The sequence below is a fragment of the Pseudomonas gessardii genome (assembly GCF_001983165.1).
Classification (GTDB): domain Bacteria; phylum Pseudomonadota; class Gammaproteobacteria; order Pseudomonadales; family Pseudomonadaceae; genus Aquipseudomonas; species Aquipseudomonas gessardii.
Genome location: NZ_MNPU01000007.1, coordinates 1 through 12,850, shown reverse-complemented (window position 1 = coordinate 12,850; position 12,850 = coordinate 1). Strand labels below are relative to the sequence as shown.

The window sequence follows — 12,850 nt, the reverse complement described above, 5'->3', positions numbered from 1 at the left end:
TGCTGACAGGCTGTCGTCAGTTCTGCTCATGAGGGATGTTCAATGTTCTACGTGCAACGTGATGCACAGGGTGAGCTGATTCGCGCCGAAGCGGTCGCCTTCGCCGAATCGACGGGCACCCTGCCAGCGGATCACCATGAGATCCAGGCCTGGTTCGCCAATGAAGAAGCCGAGCTGAGCCTCAAGCAGCTCAAGCACAGTGACGCGGAGATGATCCGGGTGCTGGAAGACTTGATTCAGGTGCTGATCCAGAAAGGCGTGATCAACCTGACGGACTTGCCGGTCGCCGCGCAAGCCAAGCTCAAGGACCGTAGCAACGCCCGGGAATCACTGGGTGGCCTGAGCCACCTGATCAATGATGATGAGACCGGCCTGATCTGAGGCCGGCCTGCGGCCTCAACGCCAGGGTGCCGGTTCGCCAAACAGCTGGCCCTGCACACCGAAGATCCCCATCTCGCGAATCACCTGCAACTCACCCTCGGTTTCGACCCGCTCGGCAATCAGCGGCAAGTCGATGCTGTGGGCTGCGCGCTGGATGGCTTCGATAAACAGGCGCTTGTCGCTTTCCTGGTCGATATCGCGGATATAGCTGCCATCGATCTTCAGGTAGGCCAGGCCCAGGCGCGCCAGGTTGCCGATCATGCTGAAGCGCCCGCCAAAGCGTTGCAGGCTGAGGGAGAAGTGCAGCTCCCGCAGGCGCCGGGTCAACTGCTCCAACATGGCCTGCTCGGGCAATTGCTCTTCACCGATTTCCAGGGTTAGGCGCGGGCCCAGGTTGGCATGTTGGCGTAGCAGCTCGAACACGCGATTCAGGGCTTGCGGGTCGGCCAGCGTGGCCGCAGACAGGTTCAGGGCCAGCGAATGCTTGTGGCTGGCCATCTGTTGCAGCACCAGCTCCAGCATCAACCGGTCCAGGCGTGCCGTCCAGCCGAACCGCTCAAGCCAGGGCAGGAAACGTCCGGCCGGGATCGTATGGCCCTGGTCGTCAACCAAGCGCGAGAGCACTTTGTAATGCAGGATCCGTTGCGGATCCTGGCTGGCCACCACCGGCTGGAAGTACAGCTCGAAACGCTGTTGGGTCAGTGCCTGGTCCAACAGGGAGTGCCAGGCGTGGTGATCGTCGCCGACACTGGCCGCGGCACTGTGATCCAGGCAGACCCAGCTGACATCGCCCAGGGTTTCGGCCTGGGCCAACGCCTGGTCGGCCAGGGTCAGCAGGGCTTGAGGCGAATCACCGTGGCTGAACGGCGCCAGACCGATACAGGCGACCGGCGACACGTCACTGGCGCCGGTGGCTTGCAGGCTTTGCAGGGTACTTTCCAGATTCTGTGCCAGCTGCAACGCCTCTTCCCGCATCAGCCCCGGCGCCAGCACGGCAAACTCGCCACCGCGGATACGGGTGACCAGGTTGTGGGTTTCCGGGTAGGGCTCGCACTGGCGCAGCAGTTGCTCGCCAACCGCCTGTAGCAACTGGTCGGTACGCTGGCCGCCGAGGCGCTGGTTGAGGCCCGCCAGGTCCTTGACCCGCAGCACCAGCAAGTAGCCTGAACTGGTCTCTTCGGGATTGCTGACCCGCGCATTGAGTTGCATCTCGAAGTAACGACGGTTGGCCAGGCCGGTGAGGTTGTCCTGATAGGACTCCACCCGCAGCTTTTCGCTGCGCTCGGCCTGTTCCTGGAACAGTGCCTTGAGCTTTTCCACCATCTGGTTCATCGCCTGCACCACGCGGCGCAGTTCCGGGGTGCGCGGCAGATCCGGCAGGCTCAGGAACTCGCGGCGGGCAATGGCGTGGGACTGCTTGACCATGTAGTCCAAAGGCTTGAGTTGCCGGCGCAGCAACAGCGCGCCCAGCACCGCACTCACCGCGCCGCACAACAGCAGCCAGCCCAGGCTGCCCAGGGCGCTCTGCCACAGCTTGGCCAGGGCGAACATCGGATGGCTGACCACCTCGACCCGCGCCGCCTGTTCCCAGCCACGGCTGACCAGGGCATCGCCACCGGCCGGCTCCAGGCCGATCAGCTTGACGAACCAGTCGGGCACGCCATTGTGGTCGGGGATACCGCTGCGCTCGACGATGACCTGGTCATTGGTCACATCGACCACGCGGATGCTTGCGTAGTAACCGCTGTCGAAGATCGAGCTGACCAGCAGCTCGACCATCGCCGGGTCGTCGATATTGGGTGTCAGGGACAGCGCCAGGGCGGTCGCCGCGTCCTGCGCATGGGAGCGCAGTTGGTTCACGTATTGGGCGCGCGAGCTTTCCAGGCTGACCATGAAGCTGCCGCTGAAGGCGACCACCAGGAACAGACAGATAGCGATCAACAGCTGTTTGAACAGTGACATCTGAACAGTTACTCCTAGTTGGCCGACTCGGCAGGGAAGCCTTCCGCACGCATTTTTTTCAACACATCCTGCCAGCGCGACAGGCGCTTGGTGTCGCCCACCTTTTTGTTGCCCTTGGCGCCGGGCAGGTACAAGCCTGCGGCGTTGAAGGAATAGACCGGCAGCAAGTCGGTCCGTTGGCTGGCAGGCTGGATTTCATCGATCAGGCTGTCGAGTACCAGCGGCATGGCCTCTGGCGTCGAATAATAGGTCAAGACCATATGGGCACGATTCTGCCGCAATGCCTTGACGTAGGTAATGCGCAATTTGTCGCTGGAGACGCCCAGGTGACGCAGGCTGAAATACTTGGCGATGGCGTAGTCTTCACAATCCCCGGCGCCTTTCCACAAGGCTTCGATGGGGGTTTCCCAATAATCGACCTGGTTCCACAAGTCGATATCCTCGACATAGCGCACCCGCTTGTTGAAGAACAGGTTGACCACCTTGAGTTGCTCCAGCTCGCTGCCTTGCTTTTGCGTCGCCAGCAGTTGCTGCCAGTCGTCAATACGCTGCTGGCCTGCGCCCAGCGGCCCATAGAGCGTGGTGGCGCGCCGGCTGATCTGGGAGAAATCCCAATCGGCATGCAGCCCGCCAGGCAGTAAGCCAGCCAGCAGCAGTGCTGAAAACAGCCAGCACAGGATCCGCGAGGGAGCAAAACGTACCGCCAATGGCTTCAGTCCGTGGAAAGTGACGGAGAATCAAGCGATGGTGAAGGGTCGGCCAGCAAAAAACAATGGCACAGTGCAATCACCCAGTGCCCATTCAGCTAAAGCAATTGCGCCCTGTAAGGCGCCAGCAAGCCATAATGTGCGAAGAAAAACCGCGCTGTTGAGTTGCTTACAAAGGGAAACCTTGCTTGTTTGACAAGCCTGCATGCAATCTCTAGTGTTCTTTGGATCCAATTAGCCAAACCCACTCCAACAAGAAAGGAGGATAGCGTAGTCGTGACGCACAAGCCGAACCCTTTGAGCAGCATCAAGATCAGTGGGCCCATTCCCGCTCACCTCGCTCGCTCCGTTATTGAAGAAACATTGCGCAACGCCATACTGGATGGCCGCCTACCGTGCGGTACCGCCATGCGCCAGCAAGAGCTGGCCAGCCTGTTTGGCGTCAGCCGGATGCCGGTGCGCGAAGCCCTGCGCCAACTGGAGGCGCAGTCGCTGCTGCATGTTGTCACCCATAAAGGCGCCGTGGTTGCCCCGCTGATTGAAGATAACTCGGCAGAGACCTACGCCCTGCGTATTCTCCTGGAGTCGGAGGCGCTGCGCTTATCGATCCCGTTGCTGGGCCCGAGCGATATCGAGCAGGCGGGCGCCTTGATCGACACCCTGGAGCGCGAAATCGACTACACCGAAATCGGCCGGCTCAACCGCCTGTTCCATATGGCGCTGTATGGCAAGGCACCCAACCAGCGGCTGCTGAACCTGGTGGAGCACGGGCTGAACGAGGAAGAACGGTTCCTGCGTTTCAACCTTGAGGCCATGGGGCTGGGCGAAACCTCCCAGGAAGACCATCGCGAACTGCTGAACCTGGTCGCACAGAAAAAGGTCGAGGAGAGTGTGCTGACACTGCGCAATCACCTCATGCGAGGGATGGAAGTGATCACTCATTACCTCAACAGCCTTGAACAGGATAACGACAAAGGGCCGCGTTGATTTCTTCCGGCTTTGGCCGCCAAGCGCGCGGCCTGGAGGACCAAGCGCCACCCACGTCCAAAGCCCGCCCATGTCTGCCGTCCCCTTCCTGGACGGTTGCGCCAACAGACTCGACATTGACCGGCAGAAACGTCCAGCGTTGCAAACGCAATAACGGATCAAACCCTGCCCGTTAAGTCCACCCACTTAAAACTCGCAAACAACAAGGAAAGTTCCTACTTAGAACAGTAAGTTCAATTACAGCACTCCCCTTCCTGTAAAAAAACCTTATAAAACTTAGAAGCTATTTGAACACTTAACCAAGTGATTATTCTTTAATTGGTCTTGGCACTTCAGTCGAAAACGCAGGCACAGGCTTGGGCGCAGCTGTGGACGACGCTCTTTCCAATAAGACCTGGGTGCTTTGTCACTATTTGTTGCTTGCCGGGTAACCAAGCCAACCGAGAAAGCCCCGCGCCAAGGCAACAAAGCACTCACCAGAAACACACACTTGGCTTCACACACTTTTCATTTGAGTCGACATCACGACTTATGGGCATTGACCATGTTTCAACTCCAAGAACTACTTAGACATAAAAAACTACAACTACATGAACATCCGATTTTCCTGGAAATCAACTCTTTCCCTCAACTGCAACACTTTATGCAAAACCATGTGTTTGCCGTCTGGGACTTCATGACACTGACCAAACGCCTGCAACAGGACCTGACCTGTGTGCGCCTGCCCTGGCTGCCACCGACAGACCCGCAGGCCGCCCGGCTGATCAACGAAATTGTCCTGGACGAAGAATCAGACCAGCGCCTGGGCGACGGGCACGGCAGTCACTTTGAACTGTACCTGGAGGCCATGCGCGAGGTGGGAGCCTGCACCGCCCCCATCGAACGCTTCATCGCGTTGCAGCGAGAGGGTGCAAGCGTCGACAGCGCCTTGGCACAGATCCCGGTTGATCCTGCGGTAGAGCGCTTTGTCCGGCATACCCTGGACGTTGCCCTGAACGCGCCCACCCATTGTGTGGCCGCGACCTTCCTGCATGGCCGCGAAAGTGTCATCCCGGCGATGTTCAAACGCATCCTTGAGGGCTGCAATGTCGCCCACCGGCAAGCCCCCAGCTTGTGTTACTACCTCCAGCGGCACATCGAGCTGGACGCCGAAGGCCATGAGCCGGCCGCAGAGCGCTTGCTCCGGCGGTTGGCGGGTGCCAGCCCGCTGCACGGGGAACAAGCCTGGAAAGCCGCCCTCAGCGCCGTGGAGAGCCGCATTGCCTTGTGGGACGGCCTGCGCGCAGGACGCCAGGAGGTAGGCCTGTGAACGCTACCGACTACCGCTCGTTCGCGACCGACTGGGAGCATCAGGCGACCATCCGCACTCGCCCGCGACGCCTGCTGGAAGATGACGACAAGTTGATCTACCCCCTGTGTCGCCAACCGTTGGTACTCAGTGCGGGGTTTCTCCAGCATTGCCCGCAGTGGCGCGATTTTGTCCTGGTGCAGACGTTCTACAAATTCATCAATGACGTGGTGATCTTTGAAACCGAGATCGTCGATAAAACCGCACGGAACATCGCCAAGAACCGTTTTTCAATCCCCTTCCCTGCGGCCTGCCGCTACGACGCCATGACCGTGGTAGTCGATGAGGACTACCACGCCCTCGTCGCCCTGGACTTCATGCAGCAAACACAGGAAAAGACCGGGATCGCGCCGCTACAACTGCCCGCGGCCATCGAGTTGAGCCGCGCTATACCCACCGCCCTGGCGCAGGCGCCGACACATCTACAGGATGCCGTAGAGCTGATTTGCGTGGCGATTGCCGAGAACACGGTCACCCATGACGTGGCGGCGTTTGCCAAGGACGACAGCGTCAAGCAGTCGGTCAGGGGGTTGATGGCTGACCATCTGGCTGACGAGGGCCGCCACGCCAACTTCTGGACCGCCCTGGTACGGCTCTACTGGCAAACAGCAAGTGAAGAAGACCACCGCTGTATCGCCCGGGTCCTGCCGGTCTTCCTGCAACACTATTTGACCAATGACCTGCAAAAAGACTTCGACCTGCGGTTGATCGAACATCTGGATATCAGCCCCAGCGCCCGCGAAGCCTTGCGGGTCGAGGTCAACGCCCTGGCCTTCCCCATCACCCGCCAGCACCCGCTGATCAGCAACATCATGGCGTTCCTGCGCCGCAGCGGGCTGCTGCAAACACCTTGTGTCGCCCAGGCGCTGAGCGCTTATCTGCCCGCCTCCGGGAGCCAGTCATGAGATGCCTTGGGATTAAGCTGGTCGGTACCAGTGCGGCCTTGCATGAGCTGCGCCAGGCCCTCAAGCCTTATGGTCATGACCTCGCCGCGCAGGCAGCGGCCATTGACCTGCTGATTGAAGACGGCAGCCAGAGCGGCGCACAGGATCTGGCCGGCATGGCCGTGATGAGCCTGCGCCTGTCCATCGGCCCCTTGAGTGAGTCTGGCCTGCCAGCCCTGCAAATACGCTGCTATGACCGCGTACGGCAATTGCTGGCCGTGCTGGACGTGCCACCGCCCTCCAGTGGCAACGGTCAACAGCTGCGACGCCAGGCCGTGGCACGCCTGGTCGAGTGGGTCACGCTGCAGGTCAGCGGCTTCTCGCGCAACCCTGGACACTTCACACAGCGCACAAGCGCGTCCCCCCGCCCAGAACAAAGCTTGCAAGGCCTGGAGGGACTGGCCTACCTGCATCGCCTTAACCGGACCGACGAGCCAGCCCTGCTGCAAAAAGCCCGGACGCCGTTGATCAAACAGTTGGAGCATAGCCTGCGGGTCTACGCCGACAGGCCGGCCCTGGAGATCGCCGGCCTCACCCTGAGCTATCGACAATTGCTGCGGCACAGCCTGGCTGTTCAGCAGGTGCTACAGCCGTTGCTCGGGCCTGGGCAGACGCCGGTGGTCGGTATCTGCCTGGGCAAGTCTGTCGGGCTGTATGCGAGCATCCTCGCAACCCTGGGCTGCGGCGCCGTGTACCTGCCGCTGGAACCGGGCCACCCGCTGCCGCGCCAACGGGCCATGCTGGAGAATGCCGGGGCCATAGTGTTGCTCGATGACGGCCAGCACCCATTGCGCGGGCATTTCCTGGCGGTGGATGTCAGCCACTTAGACAGCCAGCACCTGGATGACCGCTCGCCTTTGGCGCTCACCTCGCCCTCGGCTGATAGCGCCAGCATGGTGCTTTACACCTCGGGCACCACCGGCCAGCCCAAGGGCGTGTTGCTCAGCCAGCATAACCTGGCTCATTTCTCTGCGTGGTACAGCCAGTATGTCGAACTCAGTGAATGCAGCCGCGTGCTGCAGTTTTCGTCCTTGAGTTTTGACTCTTCGCTGCTCGACCTCTTCCCGGCCCTGATCCAGGGCGCAACCCTGATTGTGCCTAGTGAAGAACAGCGCCGCGACCCTCGCCAGTTGGTTGAGTTGATCCAGCAACGGCGCGTCAGCCACGCCTTTCTGCCGCCCGCGCTATTGAGCCTGTTGCCGCTGGACCGACCGCTGGGCCTGGAGCACCTGCTGACCGGCGGTGACACCTGCGAGCCCCATGTCATCGAGCAAATGACCGGGCAATGCGCCTTGCACAACCTGTATGGCCCCACGGAGGCCACGGTGCTGGTCAGCAGCCATCGGATGCGGGCCGGCGACAGCAATCTCAACCTCGGGACTCCCATCGCCAACAGCCAGGTGCTGATCCTCGACGAGCAGCGCCAGCCGGTCGAGGATCAGGTTGTGGGCGAACTGTATATCGTCGGCCCCGGCGTGAGCCTGGGTTACGTGAACCAGCCCCGGCAGACTGCCGAAAGCTTTGTGCCGCTGGTACTGCCCGATGGCCAGACCTTGCGCGCCTATCGCACAGGTGACATGGCCAAATGGACTGAACAGGGCATCGAACTGGCTGGACGTCGGGACCAGCAGGTGAAGATCCGAGGGTTCCGGGTCGAGCCCCAGGAAATTGAGCAGTGCTTGCGCACCAGCCAGCTGTTTCGCCAGGTTGCGGTGGTGATTGACCGTGATCGAAGAGTCCTGGTGTTCGTGGCAAACGCCGATCCCGGCTATTCGGGCACAGCCCTGGCAGCGCTCAAGCAACATGCCAGGCAAATGCTGCCGGACTATATGCAGCCGACTGTGTGCCAGGAATTACCCAGCCTGCCGTACGGCAGCAACGGCAAGGTTGACCGCCAGGCGTTGCTGGCGCTGGCGGTGCACGCCGCCTCGGATAACCCTCGGCGCCGGCCCCAAACGCCAGTGGAGACGCAGTTACTTGAGCTGTGGAGTGAGCTGCTGGGGTTACCGGTCAACGAGATGTCGACTGACGACAGTTTTTTCCATCTCGGCGGTCACTCTATTCTGCTTTCAACCATGCTCCTGCGGATTCGCGAGTTGTATGGGCGCAGCCTGCCCCTCAACCGGTTTATCGAAGCGCCGACGGTGCAGACCCTCGCCGCACTGATGGGCGACAGCGCGCCGGGGGAGGCGCCCAGCGGGCGGGCGATGAGCGATGCGCTACGCACGCTGGACATGGCCCTGTTGCCAGGGGAGCTTGCCGGTGATCGCCACAAGGCTATCGTGACCGGCGCCAACAGCTTTTTGGGGATACATATCGTCGAAGCCTTGCTGGTGGCCGGGGCGACAGAAGTCGCCTGCCTGGTTCGCGAAAACCCAGGGCAATCGGCGGCCACGCGGTTTGCCGAAGCCTTGTGTGAATACCGCCTGGAACACCTGGACCTGAGCCGGGTACGCGTGTACGCCGCCGACCTGCGCCAGCCTCGCCTGGGGCTGGAGGCGCAGGTCTATGAGCACCTCGCCCGCCAGTACGGGGTGCTGGTACACAGTGCGGCCCACGTCAATCACGTCATGGACTATGCATCGCTAGCCAAGGACAACGTGGAGCCGGTGCTTGAATGCCTGCGCCTGTGCGAAACCCACTGCAAGAAGGTGCTCAATTTCGTCTCTACCCTTTCCGCGTCAAGCAGCGTCGGGGTCGACGGGCAGGTGCTTGAAGCGCCTGCGGCAAGCACACCACCGCTCTACATCAAGAACGGCTACAACCTGTCCAAATGGGTGGCTGAGCGTCTCTTGGGGCGTGCCGCCGGACAAGGTGCCTGGATCAATATCTACCGGCCCGGGAACATCAGCTTCAATAGCCGCAACGGCGTCTGCCAACCGCACAAAAACCGCCTGATGCTGATGCTCAAGGGATCGCTGCAATTGGGCCGGGTGCCGCGCCTGGAACTGAACTTCGACCTGATGCCGGTGGATTTCCTCGCGCGTTTCATTGCCTTTCACAGTGGCAACTGCGTTGCCGAGCGGAGTGTCTTCAACCTGCACAATCCGCAGCCCCTGAAGTGGGAAACCTACGTGGAGTCATTTCGCCAGGCAGGTCATGCATTCGAGTTGGTAAGCGTTGCGGACTGGCAACACCACCTGCGCGAAGTGGATCGCGAGAATGCCCTTTTTGGTGTGCTCGGGTTCTACCTCAATGGGCTGGGAGAGGACATTGGCGATATCTCAATGATTCGCCACGAAAACGCACGCCATGGCGTTGAGCAGATGGGTGTGCAGTATCCCGAAAAAGAGCCCGCGTTGTTACGCAGAGGGTGCCAGTACCTCAATGCCATCGGCTTTCTGTGACCTTCGCCATCAGGAAATACTTATGAGACAGCTGCAACCCGATACGTTGATCAAAAACCCCCTGGGCAGGCCTCTGGTGTCATCTGTGGTGATTGCCTGCAGCGCCATCGAACTGTGGAGGGTCGTGGGCCGCTTCGAGGGCTTTGACGTGTTCATTCCTGCCCTGGCACGTATCACGATGACCGGCAGCGGCGTGGGAGCGCTGCGCAAGAAATGGTTCCACGATGGCAATATCGCCGTGGAACAGCTCAACAGCCACGATGCGCAGGCGATGCACATGACCTGGACGACGATCTATAACACCTTGGGTGTGGCCCGACTGTGGGCGGCGATGAGCGTTGAGTCGCTCGGGGAGCACCAGGCGCGCGCCACCTGGACCATCATCGCCGAGCCTCTTGAGGCCAGCGATAAAGAGGGGTTTGAACAGTTCATCCAGGATTTCGCCGACCGTGCACTGGGAAACGTGCGCCGATTGCTGGGCTGAAAAAAATGGCGCAGTGCCTGGCTGCACTACGCCACCTTTACCGCCGGGTGATCAGATCTTGAAACTGTCGACCAGTTGCTTCAGGCGATTGGCTTGTTGTGACAGTGCGTCACAGTCTTTCAAGGTCTCGTTGAGGTTGGCCACACCTTGCTGGTTCAGCAGGTTGATCTGGTTGATATCAACATTGAGCGTCTCCACCACGGCAGTCTGTTCCTCAGTGGCAGCTGCTACCGATTGGTTCATGCCGTCGATCTCGACGATGCGCTGGGTCACGCTGACCAGGCGCTCGCCGGCCTGGTTGGCGACCTCGACGCTTTCCTCGCTGGACACCTGGCTGGCGTTCATCGTGGTGACCGCTTCGCGTGAGCCGATCTGCAACGAGGTGATCATCTTGTGGATCTCCTCCGCCGACTCCTGGGTGCGGTGAGCCAGGTTGCGCACTTCGTCGGCCACCACGGCAAAACCACGGCCGGCTTCACCGGCACGGGCGGCTTCAATCGCGGCGTTGAGGGCCAGCAGGTTGGTTTGCTGGGAGATGCCCTTGATCACATCGAGAATGTGGCCAATGTTGTCGGTACTGGCATTCAAGGTTTCGATCTGCGTGCAGGACAGGCTGATCTTCTGCGACAACTCGGACATCGCCAGGATGGTTTTCTCCACGACCTGGCGGCCATCATCGGCCTGCTCACTGGCGCCACTGGCGTGTTGCGAGGCGTCAGCGGCATTACGGGCGATTTCCTGGGTGGCGGCACCCAACTCGTTAATGGCCGCGGCCACGCTGTTGGTACGGGCGCTCTGCTCGTCCGAGCCGATAATCGAGGCGTTGGACGATGCCATCACGCGCTGGGAAAGGTCGTGCACATGCCTCGTCGCCGAAGACACTTCACTGATAGAGGCATGGATACGTTCGACAAACTGGTTGAACGCACCACCCAGCTCGCCAAATTCATCTTTGCTTTCCACAACCAGGCGGCGGGTCAGATCGCCTTCGCCCTGGGCAATGTCCTGCATCGCACGGCCCATGGTGGTCAGCGGACGCATCAGCACCTGAATCAACAGGCTCAGCAGCACGGCAATCGCTGTAACGGCAATGAACATCGCGATCAAAGCGGAGGTGCGGAATTTACTCAGGGGGGCGTAGGCTTTGTCTTTGTCGATTGACAAGCCTATGTACCAATCTGCGCCAGGCAAGTCGCTGATCGGGGTAAAGGACAGAATGCGCTCCTGGCCATTGAGAACGACATCCTGGTTGAGCTTCTCAATACGGACGCTGCTGCCTGGATAGATGTCCTTGAGGTTTTTCATCACCTGGTCCTGATCAGGACTGACGATCACCTGGCCGTCGCCACTGACCAGAAATGCATGGCCAATGCCACCGAAGTCTACCGAGTTGATGATCTTCACCAGGGTTTGCAGGCTCAAGTCGCCACCCACTACACCCAGCAGTTCACCATTGTTCTTGACCGGCATCGCGATGGTGACGATCAAGCCACCGACGGCGGCCATATAAGGCGGCGTCAGCATGGGTTTATCGGCAGCGACCGCCTGCTTGTACCAGGGGCGCTGACGCGGATCGTAGCCATCAGGCATTTTCGCGTCTGGGCGCTGGGTGAAGACGCCGTTGGTGGAACCGACGTATGTGAACTGGAAGTTCGAGGTGAATGCCGGTTGATCAACCAGGCCGGGCAGGTCGGCATTGCTGCCTTGGTGAGCAACGTTCTGCGCAAGGTTTTCCAGGACCAGCACCCGGCCACTGAGCCAGTTCTGCACGCTGCTGGCAGTCAGGTCACCCGACTGCTGGATGGATGACTGCAGGTTTTGCCTGATGGTATTGCGCTGCAGGTAGTCGTTGTACAACGTGAAGAGCGCGAAGGCCAAAACCACGACGCCTGACGCGGCCAACAGAATTTTATGACTGAACTTGAGATTCATTTCATCGACTTCTTTTTGCCAAAAGGGGGTGAGCGTGCCGAATGCAACATTCCATGTACGGGATAGGCGGACTCTACGACCGCTCTATTTCGGTGCACGCATGGCTCGTCAGGCTTTCGGCCAAGGTTGGATAAATCTTAGGAATTTGTGGGATACATCTTCTTTTTATGTAGGAAACCGACAGGCGGTCAGGAGAGGCCGTTTAGGATCCCAAAACGACAAAACCCCCGCTTGCGTTAGCAAACGGGGGTTTCGGAATTTGATCTTGACGATGACCTACTCTCACATGGGGAAACCCCACACTACCATCGGCGATGCATCGTTTCACTGCTGAGTTCGGGATGGGATCAGGTGGTTCCAATGCTCTATGGTCGTCAAGAAATTCTGTGTACCAGAGCGTTGCGTGAGCAACGGTCCGGTGAAATTCATGGACTTCTACATAAACAAAACCCCTGTCTGCGTTAGCAAACAGGGGTTCTGGAATTTAATCTTGACGATGACCTACTCTCACATGGGGAAACCCCACACTACCATCGGCGATGCATCGTTTCACTGCTGAGTTCGGGATGGGATCAGGTGGTTCCAATGCTCTATGGTCGTCAAGAAATTCGGGTACTGAGTCGTGGCAAATGCCTCGCTTCAGCAAATTGGGTATGTGACAGCTTTCGGTGTTTTGTGAGTATCGAACTTTCGGTTCATTTCGTCTTCACACACCGCAATCTGATGCTCTTTCGAGTAGTCAAATTGCTTGGGTGTTA

At 59.7% G+C, this 12,850-nt stretch carries 9 protein-coding genes and 2 rRNA genes; 6 read left to right on the top strand and 5 right to left on the bottom strand.

Features of this window, described 5'->3' with window-relative positions; all coding sequences use genetic code 11:
• Positions 1–42 precede the first annotated feature (42 nt).
• Entirely contained in the window at positions 43–381 is a 339-nt protein-coding gene (locus BLL38_RS07420) for a tryptophan synthase subunit beta (RefSeq protein WP_076961969.1), read from the top strand.
• A gap of 15 nt (positions 382–396) precedes the next feature.
• Here the strand turns inward: BLL38_RS07420 and lapD are convergent, their stop codons facing one another.
• Together lapD and lapG are read right to left on the bottom strand one after the other, a co-directional pair.
• Complete coding sequence (gene lapD, locus BLL38_RS07415) at positions 397–2,343, bottom strand: cyclic di-GMP receptor LapD (RefSeq protein WP_076961968.1); 1,947 nt, start codon at positions 2,341–2,343, stop codon at positions 397–399.
• 14 nt (positions 2,344–2,357) lie between these two features.
• Positions 2,358–3,050, bottom strand: coding sequence for a cysteine protease LapG (gene lapG, locus BLL38_RS07410; RefSeq protein ID WP_076961967.1), 693 nt, complete (start codon positions 3,048–3,050; stop codon positions 2,358–2,360).
• Between the two features lie 276 nt (positions 3,051–3,326).
• Between lapG and BLL38_RS07405 the strand changes: the two genes are divergently transcribed.
• The 5 genes from BLL38_RS07405 to BLL38_RS07385 all read left to right on the top strand — a co-directional run bounded on the left by BLL38_RS07405 (position 3,327) and on the right by BLL38_RS07385 (position 10,160).
• Positions 3,327–4,037: a GntR family transcriptional regulator gene (locus tag BLL38_RS07405; RefSeq protein ID WP_076961966.1), complete on the top strand. Its 711-nt coding sequence runs from the start codon at positions 3,327–3,329 to the stop codon at positions 4,035–4,037.
• A 544-nt stretch (positions 4,038–4,581) separates the two neighbouring features.
• Positions 4,582–5,346, top strand: a complete 765-nt coding sequence (locus tag BLL38_RS07400; protein WP_076961965.1) for a DUF3050 domain-containing protein — start codon at positions 4,582–4,584, stop codon at positions 5,344–5,346.
• The gene (locus BLL38_RS07395) at positions 5,343–6,290 is read left to right on the top strand and encodes a diiron oxygenase (RefSeq protein ID WP_076961964.1); all 948 of its coding nucleotides are present in this window, start codon (positions 5,343–5,345) and stop codon (positions 6,288–6,290) included. The genes BLL38_RS07400 and BLL38_RS07395 overlap by 4 nt, the downstream gene beginning before the upstream one ends.
• Positions 6,287–9,676: an amino acid adenylation domain-containing protein gene (locus BLL38_RS07390; protein WP_076961963.1), complete on the top strand. Its 3,390-nt coding sequence runs from the start codon at positions 6,287–6,289 to the stop codon at positions 9,674–9,676. The genes BLL38_RS07395 and BLL38_RS07390 overlap by 4 nt, the downstream gene beginning before the upstream one ends.
• Positions 9,677–9,698: 22 nt before the next feature.
• The gene (locus BLL38_RS07385) at positions 9,699–10,160 is read left to right on the top strand and encodes an SRPBCC family protein (protein ID WP_076961962.1); all 462 of its coding nucleotides are present in this window, start codon (positions 9,699–9,701) and stop codon (positions 10,158–10,160) included.
• A gap of 51 nt (positions 10,161–10,211) precedes the next feature.
• On the opposite strand, the gene BLL38_RS07380 is transcribed toward BLL38_RS07385, so the two are convergent.
• The 3 genes from BLL38_RS07380 to rrf (BLL38_RS07370) all read right to left on the bottom strand — a co-directional run bounded on the left by BLL38_RS07380 (position 10,212) and on the right by rrf (BLL38_RS07370) (position 12,696).
• Complete coding sequence (locus BLL38_RS07380; protein ID WP_076961961.1) at positions 10,212–12,092, bottom strand: methyl-accepting chemotaxis protein; 1,881 nt, start codon at positions 12,090–12,092, stop codon at positions 10,212–10,214.
• Positions 12,093–12,355: 263 nt separating this feature from the next.
• Positions 12,356–12,471 (bottom strand): 5S ribosomal RNA (gene rrf, locus BLL38_RS07375).
• Between the two features lie 109 nt (positions 12,472–12,580).
• Positions 12,581–12,696: ribosomal RNA gene (rrf, locus tag BLL38_RS07370) — 5S ribosomal RNA — on the bottom strand.
• Between the last annotated feature and the right edge of the window lie 154 nt (positions 12,697–12,850).

Coding starts and splice junctions, on each gene's coding strand:
- BLL38_RS07420 (WP_076961969.1), top strand. CDS start 43: ATGTTCTACGTGCAACGTGATGCACAGGGTGAGCTGATTCGCGCCGAA.
- lapD (WP_076961968.1), bottom strand. CDS start 2,343: ATGTCACTGTTCAAACAGCTGTTGATCGCTATCTGTCTGTTCCTGGTG.
- BLL38_RS07400 (WP_076961965.1), top strand. CDS start 4,582: ATGTTTCAACTCCAAGAACTACTTAGACATAAAAAACTACAACTACAT.
- BLL38_RS07390 (WP_076961963.1), top strand. CDS start 6,287: ATGAGATGCCTTGGGATTAAGCTGGTCGGTACCAGTGCGGCCTTGCAT.
- BLL38_RS07385 (WP_076961962.1), top strand. CDS start 9,699: ATGAGACAGCTGCAACCCGATACGTTGATCAAAAACCCCCTGGGCAGG.
- BLL38_RS07380 (WP_076961961.1), bottom strand. CDS start 12,092: ATGAATCTCAAGTTCAGTCATAAAATTCTGTTGGCCGCGTCAGGCGTC.